Genomic DNA, 19,741 nt, shown 5'->3' on the forward strand with positions numbered 1-19,741 from the left:
GGCATGCAAGCCGTAACTCACGACATCACGGCGCTACTGGCGATGGCGATGAGAAAGCCAGAACCAAGCTCGAGTTAAGACTTTGAATCAGCCCTGCCTGACCCCCCATTTCTCACCAGGCGGTTATGCGTTCTCTGCATAAATTTTGGATCTGATGGGTTGGGTGCTCGTTCCTTTCGTTTTTTTCCGCTCTGAGCGTTGCTCTCAACAGGTTGCAACTCGCGAGGGGCGCCTTCCTGGAACGGTTCCAGCGTCTCTCTGAAGCGTTTGCTGCTGTTTGAGGCGCCCAGGAGATGCCTACCGATCAAGGGGGCGCCGACCCAGGCAGGCGTTGGGCATCAAGTGCCACCAGAGGGAGCAGCAGGGTCTTGGAGGTGCTCCGAGGGCGGTTGAGGGTGCCTCGGGGCGCCCAGGCGGTAGGTGAAGATGCCTCGGAAGCAACCTGCAACGAACAGCGGGAAGGTGAATTCTGGGAACCGCTGAGGGCACCCCAGTCAGACCCCTCTTCACCTTCCGCTCACCTTCCGCCAGAGCAGGTTCAGAATCAAAAAACGGCATTTAGAAAAACCCCGCATTTGGTGTTCAAGGGCGTCAAAACAACCCTGGAAGCACCAGATATGGTGGATTTTGAACTCGCCACAAAAAAGGCGGCACCCAGATTCGAACTGGGGGTAAAGGATTTGCAATCCTCTGCCTTACCACTTGGCCATGCCGCCGTGCGGGAGCAAACTCCCAGGCACGGATCGTATCAGCCACACGATGGCCCCCCGGCTGCTGGTTCTGAGCAACGGGCACGGGGAGGACCTGATCGCCCTGCGCGTGCTGCATGCCCTGCACCGACGTCGTCCGGAGCTGGAGATCCACGTGCTGCCGCTGGTGGGGGAGGGGGGCGCCTTCGCCGCCGCCGAGGCCGCCGGCGAGTTGCGCCGCGTCGGGCCGCGCCGGCGCCTGCCCAGCGGCGGTTTCAGCAACCAGAGCCTGCGGGGCCTGCTGCGGGACCTGGCCGCCGGCGTGCTCGGCCTCAGCTGGCAGCAGTGGCGCCTGGTGCGCCGCTGGGGCCGCGGCGGTGATCCCGTGCTGGCCGTGGGCGACCTGCTGCCCCTGCTGCTGGCCTGGTGCAGTGGTGCCCCCTATGGCTTCATCGGCACCCCCAAGAGCGACTACACCTGGCGCAGCGGGCCCGGTGCCAGCCCCCTGGCGGATGCTTACCACCGGCTCAAGGGCAGCGAGTGGGATCCCTGGGAGTGGGCGCTGATGGCCGCTCGCCACTGCCGCCTGGTGGCCGTGCGCGACCGCCTCACCGCCCGCGGGCTGCGGAGCCATGGTGTGGCCGCCCTGGCGCCGGGCAACCCGATGATGGATGGCCTGGATCCCGATCCCCTGCCGCCGGACCTGGCCCGGCATCGGCGTCTGGTGCTTCTGGCCGGTAGCCGCATGCCCGAGGCCCTCGGCAACCTGGAGCGCCTGCTGACGGCCCTCGATGGTCTGCCGCCGGCGCCCCAGCCCTGGCTGGTGCTGGCCGCCACCGGCTCGCGGCCCAGCCCCGACGAGTTGGCGCCGCTGCTGAGGCGTCGCGGCTTGGAGCCCCGGCCGCTGCCTGCGGGCACTGGGGCCGCCGCCGCCTGGGGGCGCTCCGGCCTGCTGCTGCTGGTGGGGCCCGGATGCTTCGGGGCCTGGGCCGGCTGGGGCGAGGTGGGCCTGGCCGCGGCCGGCACCGCCACCGAGCAGCTGGTGGGGCTGGGCATTCCGGCCCTCTCGCTGCCGGGGCCGGGGCCCCAGTTCAAGTTGGGCTTTGCCCGGCGCCAGAGCCGGCTGCTGGGCGGATCGGTGGGGGTGTGCCGCAGCGGCCGCGAGCTGGCCAATGGCCTGCTGCGGCTGCTGCGGGAGCCGCAGCGGCGCCGCCGCCTGGGCCTGATCGGCCGACGTCGCATGGGCCCGCCCGGTGGGGGCGAGGCCCTGGCGGCCCTGGTGGATGCGCGACTGCTGGCCCCGGCACCGGCCACCGGCACGGTTGCCCGTTGAGCTCGGCGGGATGATGGCCACACCACCCCTTCCCCGCCGCCCCTGCCCCATGGCCGCTCCCCAGGACCACGACTACGTCATCGCCTGCAGCCGCCTGGCCAGCCAGCTGAGCATCAGCATCGCCGCCGCCCGCCGCAAGGTCGATACGCTTGCGGCCCGGGAAGGGGTGCGGGATGCGGCCGGCCGCACCCTGGTGGCCCAGCGCCTGCTGCTGGAGACCCAGGGCGCAGGCAGCGAATCCCGCCAGCTGCTGGACACCCTGCTGGAGGCCGTGGCCGAGGAGGCCAACTACCTCGGCGACGACTGAAGGGCGTCGAATCCAGCGCGGTCGCCTGCCCGCGGCCCCTCAGGAGCGGTGCTCAAAGATCGCGCCGAAGCGGCCCCGATCCAGTTCGGCGATCACCGGGATGCAGTCGAAGCTGCGCTGGGCCAGCTCCAATCGCTCCTCCCGCGCCAGCATCGTCACCAGCTGATCGCGGGCGGCGAGCAGATAGCGCACATCGTTGGCGGCATAGGCCAGCTGGGCCTCGCTCAGCTCCTCCACCCGGCCCCAGTCGCTGCTCTGGGCCTGTTTGTCGAGTTCCACTCCGCAGAGCTCCTGCACCAGATCCTTGAGCCCGTGGCGGTTGGTGTAGGTGCGGGCCAGGCGGCTGGCCACTTTGGTGCAGAAGATCGGGGCGGTGGTGATGCCGAGCCCCTCCGCCAGGGCGGCCACGTCGAAGCGGGCGAAGTGGAACACCTTCTCGATGGCGGGGGCCTCCAGCAACTGCTGCAGCTGCGGCGCCGCGCTCTGGCCGCGGCCGATGCGGATGCAGCACACGTTGTCGTGGCCGTCGGCGATCTGCACCAGGCAGAGGCGATCACGGCCGTGCACCAGCCCCATGGCCTCGGTGTCCACCGCCAGGGCCGGCGCGGCCCCCAGCAGGGCGAGCCACTCGGCGTCCAGGTCGGCGTCGAACACGGCGAAGCGGGCGGCGCTTGATCCGGCGGCGGGCGCGGCCCTGAAGGCGGTGGTGGTGACGGGGGCTGCCGGACTGGATGAGGGGGTCATGGGTGGGGGCGAGGGTGCTGGCGGCCATGCTCGCGGATGCCGGTGCTGCGGCGGTTCGCTCGCCTGTGTCGAAAGCCGCGCGAAGGCTTGAAAGCTCGGGGGCTACGGGGTTAGCAGAGAACAAAGACCGGTCCCTGGTTGTGCCCCTCCGCTCCAGCCACCTCTGTCCGCCCGGCGGCCTTGAATCCATCCAGCACTTCTTTGTGCGTCCGCCCCTGCAGCACTTGGGCCTGGAGCTTGCGGTGTGCTGGGTGCTCGAGCGGCTCCTGGAGGCCGACAGTTACCCCACGGCCCTGCTGCAGGACCTCACCCGCCTCCATCCCCGCCTGCGCCTCTCGGAAACCGTGCTGCAGCAGGCGCTCTTTTTCCTTGTGGAGGCCGGTGCCATCAGCAGCTACTCCCAGCGCTGTCCCAGCCGCGGCCGCCCGCGCCGGATGCTTCACCTGCTCGACGGCCAGCGCGAGGAGGCCCTGGCCCTGATGCCGCCGTGGCGGCACTGGTTGCAGGAGAATGCAACTCCGATCACGGCCGGATCCCATGCCCCCAGCCCTGGGCTCCACCCTGCTGCTCACGCTGCTGCTGGCCGTTGGGCTGGTGTTCTTCCTGCGGGCTGCCAGTAAGGACCGCACCACCGTGGTGGATGTGCGCACCTCCCGGCCGCCCCTGGAGGTGCTGCCGGTGCTGAGCGACTGGCTGCAGCAGCGCGGCTGGCAGGCCCAGGAGACGGATCCGGATCGGCGTCTGCTGCGCTTCCGCGGCAAGGTGGCGGCCAGCCCGGTGCTGGCGGTCCTGCTCTCGCTGCTGGGGGCGGTTGGGGCCGGCTGTCTGGGGCTGGTGCTGCGCCAGCTTCTGCCCCAGCTCGGCTGGTTGCCCCTGGGCCTGGTGGTTCTCGGGCCCCTGGCCGGCCTCATCTACCGGCGCCGGGCTGAGCGGGCCGAGAGCGTGGAGCTGCGCCTGATCAGCCACGACGGCGCCACCGGCAGCGCCCTGCGCCTGCGCGCCCACCGCGACGAGCTGATTGCCCTGGAGCTGGAGCTCGGCCCCCGACTGGGCCTGTTCAGCGACGGCGATCTGCTGCAGTCGCCGATCTGAGGCCCGGACCGGTGTCCGTTGGCTTTGTGCCCGGTGCAGCGTCCTGGGGCACCAACGCGGATGGCCATTCCCCGCAGAATGGGCCCGGCCTCAGCTGCCGCACCCATGGTCTGTGATCCCCTGGTCTGTGATCCCCTGGTCTGCGATCCCCTGGTCTGCGGGTCGCTCGCCCCACGCCAGCCCCAGCGCTGGGTTCAACGCCAGGGGGTGTTGCTGCTGGCCCTGCTGGCCGGTGCGCTGGCTTCTCCGGCGGTTCCTTCGGCCCAGGCCCAGGCCCAGGTGTTCGCCACGGCAGATCCGCTCACCGGCGTGCGCAGTCCCCTGGCCAAGAACTGGATCGGCCTGCGGCCGCTGCCGCCCCAGACCGAGATCCTTGTGCTGGCGGGCCACGCCGATTCCCAGGGCATTGCCGGCTCGGGCACGGCCGGGGCAGCCGTGGGCCGGGCCGGCTACGCGCCGATGCAGCCCGGCATCTCCGACGAGCTGTTCTGGAACCTGGCGGTGGCCCGAGAGGTGGTGGCCCGCGGCCAGCAGCGCGGTCTCGCGATCCGCTTCTACGAGCCGCCCCTGCGCAGCATCGCCAACCCCAACGATCCCCGCACCAACTGGAGCGTGGGTCAGCGCCACTTTGAGGCCGGTGGCTACGCCCTGGAGATCCACTTCGATGCCTACGGGCCCGATGGCGTGGGTTCCGGCGTCATCCCGGCCCTGCGGGCCCCGTTCTCCCTGCTGGACGAGAGCCTGGCTGAGGCCTTCGGCGCCTATCCGATGGGGTTCCGCGGCGGCCTGGGGGGGCCGCGCCGCGGCCTCACCCTGCTGGAGATCGGCAAGCTGGAGGGGAGCCTGGAGGCAAGCCTGCGGGATCCCGGCCGCCGTGATCAGGCCCTGGCCGTCATCGCCGATCGGGTGGTGCTGGCCCTGCAGCGGGGCCTGGCGCCCCAGCCCGTCGATGGTCTGGCCCCCGCCTGGACCACCGGCGCCCTGAACCAGCCCGTCGCTGCTCCTCAGCCCACGGCGCCGTGGGGTTGGCAGCGGGCCGCCAGCGAGGGGTCCTCCAGCCAGTTCTGAGGCCGGGTGAACAGCTCGGTGAGCAGGGCCTCGCGGCTGCCGGCCTCCGGCTGGTAGCCGTACTCCCAGCGCACCAGCGGCGGCAGTGACATCAGGATCGACTCCGTGCGGCCGTTGGTCTGCAGCCCGAAGATCGTGCCCCGGTCAAACACCAGGTTGAACTCCACGTAGCGGCCGCGCCGATACAGCTGGAACTGGCGCTCCCTCTCGCCGTAGGGGGTGTGCTGGCGCTTCTCAGCGATCGGCACGTAGCTGGGCAGGAAGGCATTGCCGCAGGCGGAGGCCAGGGCGAACAGCTGCTCCCAGCTCTGGTTCACCGCACCAATCCGGTTGCTCTCGGCCGCTGCGGGGCCGCTGGGGTCCTGGCCCTTGTAGAGCACGCCGCGGGGATCCTGGTAGTCGTAGAAGATGCCGCCCACGCCACGGGTCTCGTCCCGGTGCTTGAGGAAGAAGTACTCGTCGCACCAGGGCTTGAACACCTGGAAGTAGGCCGGGTTCACCGAGTCGCAGGCGGCCTTGAGGGTGCGGTGGAAGTGCTGGGCATCCTCCAGGAAGGGGTAGTAGGGGGTGAGGTCGGCGCCGCCGCCGAACCACCACACCGGCCCGGCCTCGAAATAGCGGTAGTTGAGGTGAACGGTGGGGATGTAAGGGTTGCGGGGGTGTAGCACCATCGAGGTGCCGGTGGCGAACCAGCGCTGGCCGGCCGCCTCGGGGCGCTGGTTGAGGATTGAGGGGGGCAGCTGGTCGCCCTCCACCTCGGAGAAGTTCACGCCGCCCTGCTCGAACACGCGGCCGCCCTTGAGCACCCGTGAGCGGCCCCCGCCGCCCTCGGGCCGCACCCAGCTCTCCTCCTGAAAGAGTGCTCCGCCATCGAGGTGCTCCAGGCCGGCGCAGATCGAATCCTGCAGGCCCATCAGCAGGGCCTTGGCCCGGGCCCGGGAGTCGGCGGGGGGGCGCTCCAGGCTGGGGGGTGGCGCTGCAGAGGCCCCGGCGTGCTGTGCCGCTGCGGGTGCGCCCGTCGTGACGAAGGGGGCTGGGCCGCCCGGCGCGCCGCCCAGCTTGTTCTTCGCGCGTGCCAGCAGGGCCTTCAACATCGACGCCACGTCCGATCCGGACGCCAGGAAACCCCCTCACCTTTTCAGCCGGCGGTGCCCTGGCACAAGGGGACGAGGGTGTTCGTCATCATGATCGCGGCATGGCGCGCGGCTGATCGCTCCGCTGCTCTCGGCATGGAACGGGCGCAGGACGGCAGGCGTCGTGGCAGTGGGCCCACCACGGCACCCGTCGCACCACTGGGGCGCGCCTAAGCCGCCGCCCATGGCTCCTAGGATCCAGCTCCCTCCTTCCCCCCGGATGGCCAGCGCCGATCAGGTTCTTGACCAGGCCATCGCCGCCCTGGAGCCCCTGCGCGACGCCGGCAGTGGCCGCAGCCTGCTCGAGCTGCAGTGGATCCGCCAGGTGCGGGTGCAGAACAACCGCGTGGTGTTCCGCCTGGCCCTGCCCGGTTTCGCCGGCAGCCAGCGGGAGCGCATCGCCGCCGAAGCCCGCAGCGCCCTGTTGGCCCTGGGCGGCATCGACGACGTCCAGATCGAACTGGCCCAGCCCAGCGAGGCGGCCCCTGCCAAGAGCCAGGCGCCGGGCCACAGCCATGATCACAGCCACAGCCACAGCCATGGCGGTGCCCCGATCGGCGCGGCCGGCCACGGTGGCGGCGGGCCCGAGCGCCAGGCCATTCCCGGCGTGAAGCAGGTGATCGCCGTGAGCAGTGGCAAAGGCGGCGTGGGCAAGAGCACCGTGGCCGTGAACCTGGCCTGTGCCCTGGCCGCCGGCGGTCTTCGGGTCGGCCTGCTCGACGCCGACATCTATGGCCCCAATGCCCCCACCATGCTCGGGGTGGCGGACCGCACCCCCGAGGTGCGCGGCGAGGGCGCTGCCCAGGTGCTCACCCCGATCGAGAGCTGTGGCATCGCCATGGTGTCGATGGGGCTGCTGATCCAGGAGAACCAGCCGGTGATCTGGCGCGGCCCGATGCTCAACGGCATCATCCGCCAGTTCCTCTACCAGGTGGAGTGGGGCGAGCGCGACGTGTTGGTGGTGGACCTGCCCCCCGGCACCGGCGACGCCCAGCTCAGCCTGGCCCAGGCCGTGCCCATGGCCGGCGTGGTCATCGTCACCACCCCCCAGCAGGTGTCGCTGCAGGATGCACGGCGCGGCCTGGCGATGTTCCTGCAGATGGGCGTGCCGGTGCTTGGGGTCGTGGAGAACATGACGGCGTTCATCCCGCCCGATGCGCCCGAGAAGCGCTACGAGCTGTTCGGCCGCGGCGGGGGCCAGCGCCTGGCCGAGGAGGCAGGCGTCCCGCTGCTCGCCCAGTTACCGATGGAGCTGGCGGTGGTGCAGGGCGGTGATGGCGGCAGCCCCGCGGTGCTGAGCGCGCCGGAGTCCGCCACGGCCCAGGCCTTCCGCGCCCTGGCTGAGCGGCTGCTCAGCGCCGTGCCGGTGGCATGACGCTGCTCGGCGCGTGGGGCCGCCGGTCGGACCTGTTCTCCGGGGGGCGGGTCGCCCGTCGCCGCTGGTTCGACGGTGTCGACAAGCTGCTCTGGTGGATCCCCCTGGCGATGATCGGTCTCGCCGGGATCCTGATCGCCAGCACCCAGCGCCAGGCCGGCTACGCCGACTGGCATCAGCACTGGGTCACGGCGGCTGTGGGCATGGGGATTGCCCTGCTTCTGGCCCGGGTGCCGCTGGAGCGGTACAGCCAGTGGCAGTGGCCCATCTACGGGGTCATGGTGGCCAGCCTGATCGCGGTGCGGATCATCGGGGTGAGCGCCCTGGGTGCCCAGAGCTGGATCAACATCGCCGGCTTTCATGTGCAGCCATCGGAATTCGCCAAGGTGGCGGCGATCCTGCTGCTGGCCCGTGTGCTCACCCGCCACCCGGTGGAACGGCCGGTGGATCTGGTGCGACCCGTGGCGATGATCAGCCTGCCCTGGCTGCTGGTGTTTGTTCAGCCGGATCTGGGCAGCTCGCTCGTCTTCGGCGCAATCCTGCTGGTGATGATGTTCTGGTCGGGGATGCCGGGCGCCTGGGTGGTGCTGTTCATGTCGCCGCTGTTCACGGCCATCATGGCGGGAGCGTACCCCTGGCTCCTGATTGCCTGGATCCCGGCCATGGGCTGGCTGGCCTGGACCTCCCTGCCCTGGAAACGCATGGCGCTCGTGGTGGTGCTGGCGGTGCAGGGCGTCTTTGCTGTGGCCACCCCCTGGCTGTGGAACCACTTCCTGCAGCCCCACCAGCGGGCCCGCCTCACCCTGTTTCTGGATCCCTCCCAGGATCCCCTCGGGGGCGGCTATCACCTGCTGCAGAGCATGGTGGGGATCGGGTCAGGCCGCCTGTTCGGCACTGGCTTGATGCAGGGCCATCTCACGCTGCTGCGCTTCATTCCCGAGCAGCACACGGACTTCATCTTCAGCGCCCTGGGTGAGGAAACCGGTTTTCTCGGGTCGCTGCTTGTGGTGGTGGGCTATGTGGTGTGGATCTGGCGCCTGCTTCAGATCGCAGGCAAAGCCCGCACCGACTACGAATCCCTGGTGGTGGTGGGGATTGGTGCCATGGTGATGTTCCAGGTTGTGGTCAACATCAACATGACCATCGGCCTTGGACCGATCACCGGCATCCCCCTGCCCTGGATGAGCTACGGCCGCTCGGCCATGCTCGTGAACTTCATCGCTCTGGGGCTTTGCGCCTCAGTGGCGCGACGCAGTCTGGCGATCAAGGCCCGCCGGTGAGCGAGCCCGCCCCCGACGATTCGCTGGAGGCCCTGCGGCGCCGCCTCGCCCGCGAGGTGCCCGCTGGTCGCGGCGACGAGGACGGCAGCCGCCGCCAGTGGTGGGCGGCTCTGGCCACCCTGCAGGACGACTTCCTGTTGCCGCTCCAGCCCCTGCAGGGGGTGTGGCTGGCCTCACCACTGCCGGCCCTCTATGAGCCGCTGCTGCTGGCCCAGCTGCAGGGTTGGGTCTGGGCTCCGGGCGAGCTGGGGGACCTGCTCCAGCCGGCCCCGCTGCTGCCCGGCAGCCATCCCCCCGGCGAGGCGGCCGCCGGCCTCGGGGGCTTCTCCCGCCTGCCCCTGGAGGCGGACGATGGCACCGATCCGCTGCTGCTGCTGATCACGCCGCGGCTGCAGCTCGCCATGGCCCTGGCAGGGCCGCCGGGGCGGCGCCAGCTGGTGGCCCGCTTCGATCCCACCACCCTCTCTGCGGCCTTGAGCCTGGTGGATGCCCGGCTGCAGCGGACGGCGCCGGAGCAGGGCCAGCGCCTGCGCCAGGCCCTGCACGGCCTCGGCCCGCTGCAGAGCGACGAGGGACTGGCCGAGCGCTTCTGGCCGCGGCTGGCCGAGCGGCTGGCCTCCATGGCACCGAGCGTCACCCTGCAGCCGCTGGTCCACCGCAGCGAGGCTTCGCCGGGTGAGCCCCGCGCCGGTGCCAGCAGCGAGCTGGCCCTGCTGGAGGCCCTCACCCACGAGGTGCGTACCCCCCTGGCCACGATCCGCACCCTGATCCGATCGCTTCTGCGCCGCGACGATCTCTCCACCCTGGTGCGCCAGCGGCTGCAGCAGATCGATGGAGAGTGCAGCGAGCAGATCGATCGCTTCGGCCTGATCTTCCATGCCGCTGAACTGCAGCGCCAGCCGCGGCCCAGTCGCGGGCAGGAGCTGGCTCGCACCGACCTGGCCGAGCTGCTGCGCCGGCTCGAGCCCCTCTGGCAGCACCAGCTGCAGCGTCGGGGTCTGCCGCTGCGGCTGGAGATCGCCCCTGAACTCTCGCCCGTGCTCAGTGATCCGAGCCGCCTCGAAACCATGCTGGGCGGCCTGATCGACCGCTTCAGCCGCGGTCTGCCCGGTGGCGCCACGGTGGTGCTGAGCCTGCAGCCGGCGGGCTCACGCCTCAAGTTGCGGCTGAGTGGCAGCGGCATGGCCGTTGCGGCGCTGGAGGGGGATTCGGGGCCCGAGGCCGAGCGGCGGGTGGTGGGGCCGGTGCTGAGCTGGAACCCGGAAACCGGAAGCCTGCAGCTCAGCCGCCAGGCCACCCAGCGGCTCTTCCACAGTCTGGGGGGACGTCTCACCGAGCGCTCCGGCAACGACCTCACCGTGTTCTTCCCGGTGGCGACGACCTGAGCGCGAGCCCGCCGGCTACGGGTTTGTTGACGGGTGTGAAGAGAGCTCCAGGCTCGCCAGTAGGCCCTAAATCTCGGTGCTAGCTTCCAGCCGTAACGGTCTGCCGACTCCCCCCTTTCCGGAAAAGCCATGGCATCTGCGGCGCTGAGCGGTCAACTCCCGAAGTACCTCGGCAGCACGGGCGGGCTGCTCAACGCCGCTGAAACCGAGGAGAAGTACGCGATCACCTGGACCAGCTCCAAGGAGCAGGTGTTCGAGCTGCCCACCGGTGGCGCCGCCCACATGAACGAGGGCGAGAACATCCTCTATCTGGCCCGCAAGGAGCAGGCCCTGGCGCTGGGCACCCAGCTGCGCACCAAGTTCAAGCCCCGCATCGAAGACTACAAGATTTACCGCATCTTCCCGGGCGGTGATGCTGAGTTCCTGCATCCGAAGGATGGCGTCTTCCCCGAGAAAGTGAACGAAGGTCGCGCCATCGTGGGCCACAATCCCCGCCGCATCGGCCAGAACCCCAACCCCGCCAACCTCAAGTTCAGCGGCAAGAACACCTTCGACGCCTGATCCGCGCTGGATCGACGTGTCACAAGCCGTTCTCGGCTTGGGCAAGGCCCCGAGTTGGGCTGAGCCCCAGCCACAGGACGGCCAGCATCTATAACGGCGGGGCCAGGCGCCCCGTTTTTTTTGCCTGTCCGTCAGCCGTGATGCCTTCCCCCGATCGCGCCGCCTTCCTGGACCAGGCCGCGGCCGGCAGCAACTTCCTGCCGGTGTGGCGGCGCTGGCCGGCTGACTTGGAGACGCCGCTCACCACCTGGCTGAAGGTGGGTGCCGGCAGCCGCCACGGCGTGCTGCTCGAGTCGGTGGAGGGTGGTGAGCGGATCGGACGCTGGAGCTTCGTGGTGAGCGATCCGCTCTGGACCTTCACGGTGCGTGGCGACGCTGGCGAGCAGCTCTGGCGCGATGGCCGTCGCCGTGCCCTGGAGGGCAACCCCTTCGACCTGCTCCGAGGCGCCCTGGCGCCCTATCGCACCGAGCCCGTGCCTGGCCTGCCGCCGGTGGGCCAGCTGTTCGGTTTCTGGGGTTACGAGCTGATCCGCTGGATCGAGCCCAGCGTGCCCGTCCACGATCCCGCCCCCGGGGCGCCGCCGGATGGTTGCTGGATGCTGGCCGACAGCCTGCTGGTGTTCGATCAGGTGAAGCGCCAGATCACTGCCGTGGCCTACGCCGATCTCACGGCCGAGGGGGCCGCCGGCGGCGATGCGCAGCGGGCCTACGACCAGGCCCTGGCCCGGCTCGATGCCCTGGAGGCCCGCATGCACGAGCCCCTGCCCGCCGGTGTCACCCCCCTCGACTGGCGCGATACGCCGGGCCTGGAGCTGGCCACCACCAGCAACCGCGGCCGCGCCGACTTCGAGGCCGCCGTGGTGCGTGCCAAGGAGCACATCGCCGCCGGCGACGTGTTCCAGCTGGTGCTGAGCCAGCGGCTCGAGACCCGCATCGACCGGGACCCCTTCGAGCTGTACCGCAGCCTGCGGATGGTGAATCCCTCGCCGTACATGGCCTTCTTCAACTTCGGCGGCTGGTACCTGATCGGCTCCAGCCCCGAGGTGATGGTCAGGGCCGACCCCCTGCCGGGGGATGGGGGCGTCAAGGCCTCGCTGCGGCCCATCGCCGGCACCCGCCCTCGCGGCACCGATGGGGCGGAGGATCGCGCCTTCGAGACCGACCTGCTGGCCGATCCCAAGGAGCGGGCCGAGCACGTGATGCTGGTGGACCTGGGCCGCAACGACCTGGGCCGCGTCTGCCGGCCCGGCAGCGTGCGGGTGAGCGAGCTGATGGTGATCGAGCGCTACTCCCACGTGATGCACATCGTGAGCGAGGTGGAGGGCCTGCTCGATCCCAGCCGCGATGTGTGGGACCTGCTGATGGCCTCCTTCCCGGCGGGCACCGTCAGCGGCGCCCCCAAGATCCGGGCGATGCAGCTGATCCAAGCCCTCGAGCCCGACGCCCGCGGCCCCTATTCCGGGGTCTATGGCGCCATGGACCTGGGCGGTGCCCTCAACACCGCCATCACGATCCGCACGATGGTGGTGCTGCCGGCCGCAGGTGGGGGCTGGCGGGTGCAGGTTCAGGCGGGGGCTGGCATCGTGGCCGACTCGGTGCCCGCCGCCGAATACCAGGAGACCCTCAACAAGGCTCGCGGCCTGCTCAAGGCCCTGGCCTGCCTGCAAGGCCCTGGCGCCGCCGTTGGGGCCGGGGCTTCGGGAGCCTCCGCCTGATGGCCGCCCCGCTGCTGCTCAAGGGCTTCGAGGTGGAGCTGTTCACGGGCCGCCCCGATGGCACCGTGGTGGGCTGCTCCGCCGAGGCCGCCGCGGCCCTGGAGGGTTTCGTGACCGAGCCCGACTGCCGCAACCTCGAATACACCACGCCGCCCGAGGCCAGCTACCCCCGCCAGCTGGAGCTGCTGCTGGAGCCCCGCCAGCGCCTGAGGGCCTGGCTGGCCCAGCGAAGCCTCACCCTGCTGCCCGGCAGCACCTTGAGCCTGGGGGACAGCCGCCGCTTCGAGCGCTCCGACCCCGACAACGCCTACCACGGCTATATCGAGGCCAGCTACGGCACCCGGGTGGTGACCGCCAGCGTGCACATCAACCTGGGGATCACCGCCATGGAGCCCCTGTTCGCCGCCTGTCGGCTGATGCGCTGCGAGGGCGCCCTGCTGCTGGCCCTGAGCGCCTGCTCCCCCTTCCTCGACGGCGTGGCCACCGGCGCCCACTCCCAGCGCTGGCTGCAGTTCCCGCTCACGCCGGAGCAGGTGCCGCTGTTCAGCAGCCACCAGCACTACATCCAGTGGGTGGAGGAGCAGCTGGCCGCCGGCAGCATGCAGAACGTGCGCCACCTCTGGACCTCGGTGCGCCCCAACGGCGACCACCGCCCCCACGACCTCAACCGCCTGGAGATCCGCATCTGTGATCTGATTGCCGATCCGGCGCTGCTGCTGGCGGTGACGGCCTTCGCCGAGCTGCGCATCCAGCAGCTGCTGGCCGATCCAGGCGCCCACGACCTGCTGATCCGCTCCTGCTTCAGCCCCGCCGAGCTGGCGCAGCTGGCCGATGCCAACGACCGGGCCGCCGCCCGCGCCAGCCTCGATGCCCCCTTGGTCCATTGGCGCACGGGGGAGAGGATCACCGCCCGCGACTGGATTGCCGCCGAGCTGGAGCAGCTGGCCCCCCTGGCGGTCGAGCTGGGGCTGACGGCCACCCTGGCGCCGCTGCAGCGGGTGCTCAGCGAGGGCAATCAGGCGATCCAGTGGCTGCGCCAGCTAGAGGCCGGCCAGGACGTGGCCAGGATCCTGGCGGCGGGCATCGTGGCGATGCAGCGCGATGAGCAGGCCCTGATCGCACTCGCCGCGACAGACCGCCCGCGCGCTTTGGGATGATCATGGTTCGCCCGCACGCCGAGCCCGCCCCCATGCGGCAGTCCCTGACCGCCCCCGACGCCAGCGGCGACGCAGCCAGCGCCAGCACTGATGCCATCAGCGGCAATCCGGCCCTGCTCGCCGCGGCGACGCCGCCCCAGGTGACCCGGCTGCTGGGGGAGCGGCTCGAGCTGGTGGAGGACCTCTGGCAGACCGTGCTGCGCAGCGAGTGTCCGCCGCTGCAGGCGGAGCGGCTGCTGCGGCTTAAGCAGTTGAGCGCCGGCATCGATGGCGGCGAGGTGGATCCCGGATCGGAGGCCGCCACCGCTGCCATCGTGCAGCTGATCCGCGAGATGGACCTGGCGGAGGCAATCGCCGCCGCCCGCGCCTTCTCCCTCTACTTCCAGCTGGTCAACATCCTCGAGCAGCACATCGAGGAGGACAGCTACCTGGCCAGCCTCAAGGCCCAGCACCGCGACGACCTCAGCGATCCCTTCGCGCCGCCCCTCGCCACCCAGACCGAACCCGCCACCTTCCGCGAGCTGTTCGCGCGCCTGCGGGGCCTCGGCGTGCCGCCGGCCCAGCTGGAGCAGCTGCTCCAGGAGCTGGACATCCGCCTGGTGTTCACGGCCCACCCCACCGAGATCGTCCGCCACACGGTGCGCCACAAGCAGCGCCGCGTGGCCGCCCTGATCCAGAAGCTGCAGCAGAACGGCCTGCCCAACCTGGATGAGCGCCACAGCCTGCGCCAGCAGCTGGAGGAGGAGATCCGCCTGTGGTGGCGCACCGATGAGCTGCACCAGTTCAAGCCCTCGGTGCTCGACGAGGTGGACTATGCCCTGCACTACTTCCAGCAGGTGCTGTTCGAGGCTCTGCCCCAGCTGCGCCAGCGGCTGCACGGGGCCCTGGTGGCCAGCTACCCGGATGTGGTGCCGCCACGCGATGCCTTCTGCACCTTCGGCTCGTGGGTGGGCTCCGACCGGGACGGCAACCCCTCGGTGACGCCGGAGATCACCTGGCGCACTGCCTGCTATCAGCGCCAGCTGATGCTCGAGCGCTACATCGCCGCGGTGGGCAGCCTGCGCGACCAGCTCAGCATCTCGATGCAGTGGAGCCAGGTAAGTGCCGCGCTGCTGGAGTCGCTGGAGATGGACCGGCTGCGCTTCCCGGAGATCTACGAGGAGCGGGCCGCCCGCTACCGGCTTGAGCCCTACCGGCTCAAGATCAGCTACATCCTCGAGCGCCTCCAGCTCACCCACCAGCGCAACCAGCAGCTGGCCACCGCTGGCTGGGAGGCCCCCGGGGAGGGTCCGGCGCCCGTGGCCGAGCCAGGCTCAGGCCTGGTGCCGGCCCCGGTGCAGGAGCTCCACTACACCTCCGTGGACGAATTCCGCGGCGATCTGGAGCTGATCCTCGCCAGCCTGGAGGGCACGGGGCTGAGCTGTGAGCCCCTGCAGAACCTGATCGCCCAGGTCCACACCTTCGCCTTCTGCCTCGCCAGCCTCGACATCCGCCAGGAGAGCACCCGCCACAGCGATGCCCTCGACGAGCTGAGCCGCTACCTGCAGCTGCCCGTGCCCTACGGCGCCATGGACGAGGAGCAGCGGGTGGCTTGGCTGCTCACCGAGCTGCAGACACGAAGGCCCCTGATCCCGCCGGCGGCCCAGTGGACGCCCCCCACGCGCGAGACCTTCGACGTGTTTCGCATGCTGCAGCGGCTGCAGAAGGAGTTCGGCCGGCGCATCTGCAGGACCTATGTGATCTCGATGAGTCACACGGTGTCGGATCTGCTGGAGGTGCTGCTGCTGGCCAAGGAGGCCGGGCTGGTGGATCCCAGCGCCCAGCGCTCCGACCTGCTGGTGGTGCCCCTGTTCGAGACCGTGGAGGACCTGCAGGGGGCACCGGCCGTGATGGAGCGGCTGTTCCGCGAGCCCTTCTACCGCCAGCTGCTGGCCAGCAGCAGCAGCAACGCCGGTGGCCGGCCCCTGCAGGAGCTGATGCTCGGCTATTCCGACAGCAACAAGGATTCCGGCTTCCTCTCCAGCAATTGGGAGATCCACCAGGCCCAGATCGCCCTGCAGCGCCTGGCCAGCCAGCACGAGGTGGTGCTGCGCATCTTCCACGGCCGAGGCGGCTCGGTGGGCCGCGGTGGCGGTCCGGCCTACCAGGCGATCCTGGCCCAGCCCAGCGGCACCCTCAGCGGCCGCATCAAGATCACCGAGCAGGGCGAGGTGCTGGCCTCCAAATACTCCCTGCCCGAGCTGGCCCTCTACAACCTGGAGACCGTCACCACCGCGGTGCTGCAGAACAGCCTGGTCACCAGCCATGTGGACGACACCCCCAACTGGAACGCCCTGATGGCGCGGCTGGCGGGCCGTTCACGCCAGCACTACCGCGCTTTGGTGCATGACAATCCCGATCTCGTGGCCTTTTTCCAGCAGGTGACGCCGATCGAGGAGATCAGCAAGCTGCAGATCTCCAGCCGGCCGGCCCGGCGCAAGAGCGGCGCCAAGGACCTCTCCAGCCTGCGGGCGATCCCCTGGGTGTTCGGCTGGACCCAGAGCCGCTTCCTGCTGCCCAGCTGGTTCGGTGTGGGCGCGGCACTGCAGGAGGAGATGGCTGGCGATCCAGAGCAGCTGGAGCTGTTCCAGCAGCTCTACCAGCGCTGGCCCTTCTTCCGCATGCTGATCTCCAAGGTGGAGATGACCCTGTCCAAAGTCGATCTCGACCTCGCCCACCACTACGTGCAGGCCCTTGGGCGCCCGGGCCACCGCGAGGCCTTCGAGCAGATCTTCGAGGCGATCGCCGCCGAGTTTGTGCTCACCCGCGATCTGGTGCTGGCGATCACCGGCCACAGCCGTCTGCTGGACGGGGATCCGGCCCTGCAGCTCTCGGTGGATCTGCGCAACCGCACGATCATTCCCCTGGGCTTCCTGCAGGTGGCGCTGCTGCGGCGCCTGCGGGACCAGAACCGCCAGCCGCCCACCAGCGAGGCCGCCAGCCCCAGCGACGACGGCCGCACCTACAGCCGCAGCGAGCTGTTGCGGGGTGCCTTGCTCACGATCAACGGCATCGCCGCCGGCATGCGCAACACGGGCTGACGTGCTGGATTCCCTCTTGATCCCCTTTCGCAGCCAGAACCAGCCCCCGGCGCTGCCCCAGGGCTATGCGTTTGACGGCCGCGGCAGCGCTCAGGCTGATGAACTCAACGCCCTGCTGGTGGCCTGCGGCGAACCGGATCGGCCGCTGGCCCGGCTGGAGGCCGCCCTGGCCCGCAGCGCCTGGCAGGTCTGTCTGCGCGATGGCGGCGGCCAGCTTGTGGGCTTCGCCCGTGTGACGAGCGATCTGGCGCTCAACGCCAACATCTGGGACCTGACGGCCCACCCGGCCGTGGCTGAACGCGACCAGTTGCTGCTGGTCCTGGTCCATACGGCCCTGGCACGGCTACGGCGCGAGCTCCCGGGCTGCAGCATCTCGCTCTCAGCCCCGCCCGAGGCGCTCCAGGCCCTGCAGCAGCACGGCTTCGTGGTGGATCCAGGCGGCATCCGGGCGATGGGCCTGCAGCTGTCGGGCTGAGGCCCTGGGTCCCGTCCCATGAAAAAGCCCCACCGGTTCGGGTGGGGCTGGCTGTGGAACGATCGGCTAGTGGTGACTCAGAAGGTCGTGATGGTGCCGCCGCTATTCGGATAGGACATCACGAGCATGGAGGGACTCGAACCCCCGACATTCAGAACCGGAATCTGACGCTCTATCCAACTGAGCTACATGCCCATGTGCGTGCTGCCCATGGTTCGGTGGAGGCGATGCCTCTGCCGCCGGACTTACCTTAGCGGGCAGACGGCCCCGGACCCATTCGGCTGCAACGCCTGGAGCTGCGCCAGTTCCGCAACTACGTCCAGCAGGACCTGCTGATCGAGGCGCCACGGTTGCTGGTGATCGGCAGCAACGGCGAGGGCAAGTCGAACCTGCTGGAGGCCGTGGAGCTGCTCGGCAGCCTGCGCTCCCACCGCTGCAGCGCCGATCGGGACCTGATCCGCCATGGGGAGCCCCGCGCCCTGCTGCAGGCCGACTGCGCGGATGGCGAACGGCTCGAGCTGGAGCTGCGCCGCCGGGGCGGGCGGGAGGCCCGTCGCAACGGCAAGGTGCTGGAGCGCCAGCTGGATCTGATCGGCCCGCTGCGCTGCGTGGGCTTCAGTGCCCTGGATCTGGAGCTGGTGCGGGGCGAGCCGGCGCTACGGCGCCAGTGGCTGGATCGGGTGGTGCTGCAGCTGGAGCCAGTCTACGGGGAGCTGCTGAGCCGCTACGGGCGGCTGCTGCGCCAGCGTTCCCAGCTGCTGCGCCGCGGCCTGGGCCGCGCCCACCTCGCCGATCTGCTGGAGGCCTTCGATCAGCAGATGGCCCTGGTCGGCACCCGGCTGCACCGTCGCCGCCGCCGCGCCCTGGCCCGGCTCGAACCCCTGGCGGCCGGCTGGCAGCAGCGGCTCAGCGGCGGGCGCGAGCGGCTGGAGCTGCGCTACTGCCCCGGCAGCCGGCTGGAGGGGGTGGAGGCCGAGGCTCCCTGGCGGGAGGCCCTGCAGGAGCAGCTCCGCCAGCAGCGCGAGGACGAGCTGCGCCTAGGCCAGTGCGGCGTAGGCCCCCACCGCGACGAGATCGCCCTGGAGCTGGGCGGCCAGCCCGCTCGCCGCTACGGCTCGGCCGGTCAGCAGCGCACCCTGGTGCTGGCCCTCAAGCTGGGGGAGCTGGAGCTGGTGCAGCAGCTCTGGGGCGAGCCGCCGCTGCTGCTGCTCGACGACGTGCTGGCCGAGCTCGACCCCGCTCGCCAGCAGCTGCTGCTGGAGGCGGTGGGGGAGGGCCACCAGTGCCTGGTGAGCGCCACGCACCTGGGGGCCTTCGGCGGCGGCTGGCGTCAGCAGTCGCAGATTGTGGGCGTGGAGGGCGGTTTACTCAGCTCGGGCCGTTAAGCTCATGAGCTGTTTACCTGGATTCGATGAGCCAGACCGCGGCCTGCCTCCACCCCAACCCGGGATGGACCGGAGCTGAGAGCCCCTTCTCCCAAAGCCCCCAATCCCCCAGTGCCACCGACATGGTGGGCAAGCACTGCATCCTCGAGCTCTACAACTGCGATCCGAGCAAGCTCGACGACGAAGCCTTCCTCAGGACCGCCATCACGACAGCAGCGAAACGTGCTGGCGCCACTCTCCTGAATCTGATCACCCACCGGTTCGAACCGCAGGGGGTGACGGGGCTGGCCCTGTTGGCCGAATCCCATATCTCGATCCACACCTGGCCGGAGTCCGGCTACGCGGCGGTGGATGTGTTCACCTGTGGTGACCACACCATGCCGGAGCGGGCCTGCACGGTGTTGAGCGAGGAGCTCAATGCGGGCCACTACAAGCTCAAGAGCTTCCGCCGCGAGACCCCCTGCAGCGTCGCCGGCGCCGAGCGGGAGCCCGCCCTGGTGGCCGCCTGAGCCCCGACGGGAGCCGTGGAGCGCTGCCTTTCCCCCTGGGGCGCGCTCGCCTGAACTCCTGCCTGTTGCCCTGCCCCGCCCCGTGGCGGGGTTTTTGCTGTCCGGCTGGTCCCGGCTCCCTGGGCTGGCTCGCTGGCCGGGCGATCGGCTTCGGGCTGGTCTAGGAGGCTGCTGAAATAGCCGCCAACCCGAGCCCATCTATGACGGATTGGGCTGCGTGGGCTTGCTCCAGTCCCCCTCGCAAGGCTGGTCGCCGCATCGGGAGGTGATCGTTGCCGCCCGTACAGATACCCAGCCGGCTGACCACTTCTGAGTGCCCGGCTCCGTGTGGTTCATGCCAACGCCTCCCGTGGAGCGAGCAGGTTGGCCAGGCGGATCAGGTTGTAGGCCACCACATGCAACCGGAACACCGCTCCGACCCGGGTGCGGCCTCTGGCCTTGAGCTGCCGCAAC

17 protein-coding genes and 2 tRNA genes are annotated in these 19,741 nt (G+C 70.3%); 15 read left to right on the plus strand and 4 right to left on the minus strand.

Annotated features, from left to right (window positions below; genetic code table 11):
* Positions 1–645 precede the first annotated feature (645 nt).
* Positions 646–716, minus strand: a tRNA-Cys gene (locus CJZ98_RS14480).
* Between the two features lie 43 nt (positions 717–759).
* Between CJZ98_RS14480 and CJZ98_RS14485 the strand changes: the two genes are divergently transcribed.
* Both CJZ98_RS14485 and CJZ98_RS14490 read left to right on the plus strand, forming a co-directional pair.
* The gene (locus CJZ98_RS14485) at positions 760–2,022 is read left to right on the plus strand and encodes a lipid-A-disaccharide synthase-related protein (RefSeq protein ID WP_094591840.1); all 1,263 of its coding nucleotides are present in this window, start codon (positions 760–762) and stop codon (positions 2,020–2,022) included.
* 49 nt (positions 2,023–2,071) lie between these two features.
* Positions 2,072–2,329, plus strand: coding sequence for a hypothetical protein (locus tag CJZ98_RS14490; RefSeq protein WP_094591841.1), 258 nt, complete (start codon positions 2,072–2,074; stop codon positions 2,327–2,329).
* 39 nt (positions 2,330–2,368) lie between these two features.
* Here CJZ98_RS14490 and CJZ98_RS14495 read toward each other — a convergent pair whose 3' ends face one another.
* Entirely contained in the window at positions 2,369–3,073 is a 705-nt protein-coding gene (locus CJZ98_RS14495) for a ribonuclease D (RefSeq protein ID WP_094591842.1), read from the minus strand.
* 140 nt (positions 3,074–3,213) lie between these two features.
* Between CJZ98_RS14495 and CJZ98_RS14500 the strand changes: the two genes are divergently transcribed.
* From CJZ98_RS14500 to CJZ98_RS14510, 3 genes are all read left to right on the plus strand, one after another.
* Complete coding sequence (locus CJZ98_RS14500; RefSeq protein WP_094591843.1) at positions 3,214–3,693, plus strand: helix-turn-helix transcriptional regulator; 480 nt, start codon at positions 3,214–3,216, stop codon at positions 3,691–3,693.
* Positions 3,611–4,165 carry a cofactor assembly of complex C subunit B gene (locus CJZ98_RS14505; RefSeq protein WP_094591844.1) on the plus strand — a complete coding sequence of 185 codons (555 nt, stop codon included), beginning with the start codon at positions 3,611–3,613 and terminating at the stop codon, positions 4,163–4,165. Before CJZ98_RS14500 ends, CJZ98_RS14505 begins: the two co-directional genes overlap by 83 nt.
* A 105-nt stretch (positions 4,166–4,270) precedes the next feature.
* On the plus strand, positions 4,271–5,233 hold the full coding sequence (locus tag CJZ98_RS14510) for a dehydrogenase (protein WP_198537840.1): 963 nt from the start codon (positions 4,271–4,273) through the stop codon (positions 5,231–5,233).
* Here CJZ98_RS14510 and hemF read toward each other — a convergent pair.
* Positions 5,170–6,336, minus strand: coding sequence for an oxygen-dependent coproporphyrinogen oxidase (hemF, locus tag CJZ98_RS14515; protein ID WP_232756498.1), 1,167 nt, complete (start codon positions 6,334–6,336; stop codon positions 5,170–5,172). The two genes, CJZ98_RS14510 and hemF, sit on opposite strands and share 64 nt — an antisense overlap.
* Positions 6,337–6,586: 250 nt before the next feature.
* Between hemF and CJZ98_RS14520 the strand changes: the two genes are divergently transcribed.
* From CJZ98_RS14520 to CJZ98_RS14555, 8 genes are all read left to right on the plus strand, one after another.
* Positions 6,587–7,741, plus strand: a complete 1,155-nt coding sequence (locus tag CJZ98_RS14520; protein WP_094591846.1) for an Mrp/NBP35 family ATP-binding protein — start codon at positions 6,587–6,589, stop codon at positions 7,739–7,741.
* The gene (gene rodA / locus CJZ98_RS14525) at positions 7,738–9,021 is read left to right on the plus strand and encodes a rod shape-determining protein RodA (RefSeq protein ID WP_094591847.1); all 1,284 of its coding nucleotides are present in this window, start codon (positions 7,738–7,740) and stop codon (positions 9,019–9,021) included. The genes CJZ98_RS14520 and rodA overlap by 4 nt, the downstream gene beginning before the upstream one ends.
* On the plus strand, positions 9,018–10,406 hold the full coding sequence (locus CJZ98_RS14530) for a sensor histidine kinase (protein WP_094591848.1): 1,389 nt from the start codon (positions 9,018–9,020) through the stop codon (positions 10,404–10,406). Before rodA ends, CJZ98_RS14530 begins: the two co-directional genes overlap by 4 nt.
* A gap of 129 nt (positions 10,407–10,535) precedes the next feature.
* The gene (gene psaD, locus CJZ98_RS14535) at positions 10,536–10,967 is read left to right on the plus strand and encodes a photosystem I reaction center subunit II PsaD (protein WP_094591849.1); all 432 of its coding nucleotides are present in this window, start codon (positions 10,536–10,538) and stop codon (positions 10,965–10,967) included.
* Positions 10,968–11,107: 140 nt separating this feature from the next.
* Complete coding sequence (locus CJZ98_RS14540; protein WP_094591850.1) at positions 11,108–12,682, plus strand: anthranilate synthase component I family protein; 1,575 nt, start codon at positions 11,108–11,110, stop codon at positions 12,680–12,682.
* Positions 12,682–13,839 (plus strand): glutamate--cysteine ligase, encoded by a 1,158-nt coding sequence (gshA, locus tag CJZ98_RS14545; protein WP_094591851.1) that lies wholly within the window; start codon positions 12,682–12,684, stop codon positions 13,837–13,839. The genes CJZ98_RS14540 and gshA overlap by 1 nt, the downstream gene beginning before the upstream one ends.
* Positions 13,836–16,919 carry a phosphoenolpyruvate carboxylase gene (gene ppc, locus CJZ98_RS14550; protein WP_094591852.1) on the plus strand — a complete coding sequence of 1,028 codons (3,084 nt, stop codon included), beginning with the start codon at positions 13,836–13,838 and terminating at the stop codon, positions 16,917–16,919. The genes gshA and ppc overlap by 4 nt, the downstream gene beginning before the upstream one ends.
* Before the next feature lies 1 nt (position 16,920).
* On the plus strand, positions 16,921–17,394 hold the full coding sequence (locus tag CJZ98_RS14555; protein ID WP_094591853.1) for a GNAT family acetyltransferase: 474 nt from the start codon (positions 16,921–16,923) through the stop codon (positions 17,392–17,394).
* Positions 17,395–17,515: 121 nt separating this feature from the next.
* On the opposite strand, the gene CJZ98_RS14560 is transcribed toward CJZ98_RS14555, so the two are convergent.
* Positions 17,516–17,589, minus strand: a tRNA-Arg gene (locus CJZ98_RS14560).
* Between the two features lie 80 nt (positions 17,590–17,669).
* On the opposite strand from CJZ98_RS14560, the gene recF reads away from it, so the two are divergent.
* Together recF and speD are read left to right on the plus strand one after the other, a co-directional pair.
* Positions 17,670–18,779, plus strand: a complete 1,110-nt coding sequence (gene recF / locus CJZ98_RS14565) for a DNA replication/repair protein RecF (protein WP_198537842.1) — start codon at positions 17,670–17,672, stop codon at positions 18,777–18,779.
* Positions 18,780–18,805: 26 nt separating this feature from the next.
* On the plus strand, positions 18,806–19,288 hold the full coding sequence (speD, locus tag CJZ98_RS14570) for an adenosylmethionine decarboxylase (RefSeq protein ID WP_094591855.1): 483 nt from the start codon (positions 18,806–18,808) through the stop codon (positions 19,286–19,288).
* Positions 19,289–19,741 lie beyond the last annotated feature (453 nt).

The organism is Vulcanococcus limneticus LL (assembly GCF_002252705.1).
Lineage (GTDB): Bacteria > Cyanobacteriota > Cyanobacteriia > PCC-6307 > Cyanobiaceae > Vulcanococcus > Vulcanococcus limneticus.

Excerpts from the sequence above, each read along its gene's own strand:
- rodA (WP_094591847.1), top strand. The coding sequence starts at position 7,738 with ATGACGCTGCTCGGCGCGTGGGGCCGCCGGTCGGACCTGTTCTCCGGG.
- CJZ98_RS14495 (WP_094591842.1), bottom strand. The coding sequence starts at position 3,073 with ATGACCCCCTCATCCAGTCCGGCAGCCCCCGTCACCACCACCGCCTTC.
- CJZ98_RS14540 (WP_094591850.1), top strand. The coding sequence starts at position 11,108 with ATGCCTTCCCCCGATCGCGCCGCCTTCCTGGACCAGGCCGCGGCCGGC.
- CJZ98_RS14520 (WP_094591846.1), top strand. The coding sequence starts at position 6,587 with ATGGCCAGCGCCGATCAGGTTCTTGACCAGGCCATCGCCGCCCTGGAG.
- gshA (WP_094591851.1), top strand. The coding sequence starts at position 12,682 with ATGGCCGCCCCGCTGCTGCTCAAGGGCTTCGAGGTGGAGCTGTTCACG.
- CJZ98_RS14510 (WP_198537840.1), top strand. The coding sequence starts at position 4,271 with ATGGTCTGTGATCCCCTGGTCTGTGATCCCCTGGTCTGCGATCCCCTG.
- speD (WP_094591855.1), top strand. The coding sequence starts at position 18,806 with ATGAGCCAGACCGCGGCCTGCCTCCACCCCAACCCGGGATGGACCGGA.
- CJZ98_RS14485 (WP_094591840.1), top strand. The coding sequence starts at position 760 with ATGGCCCCCCGGCTGCTGGTTCTGAGCAACGGGCACGGGGAGGACCTG.
- psaD (WP_094591849.1), top strand. The coding sequence starts at position 10,536 with ATGGCATCTGCGGCGCTGAGCGGTCAACTCCCGAAGTACCTCGGCAGC.
- CJZ98_RS14490 (WP_094591841.1), top strand. The coding sequence starts at position 2,072 with ATGGCCGCTCCCCAGGACCACGACTACGTCATCGCCTGCAGCCGCCTG.
- CJZ98_RS14505 (WP_094591844.1), top strand. The coding sequence starts at position 3,611 with ATGCCCCCAGCCCTGGGCTCCACCCTGCTGCTCACGCTGCTGCTGGCC.
- ppc (WP_094591852.1), top strand. The coding sequence starts at position 13,836 with ATGATCATGGTTCGCCCGCACGCCGAGCCCGCCCCCATGCGGCAGTCC.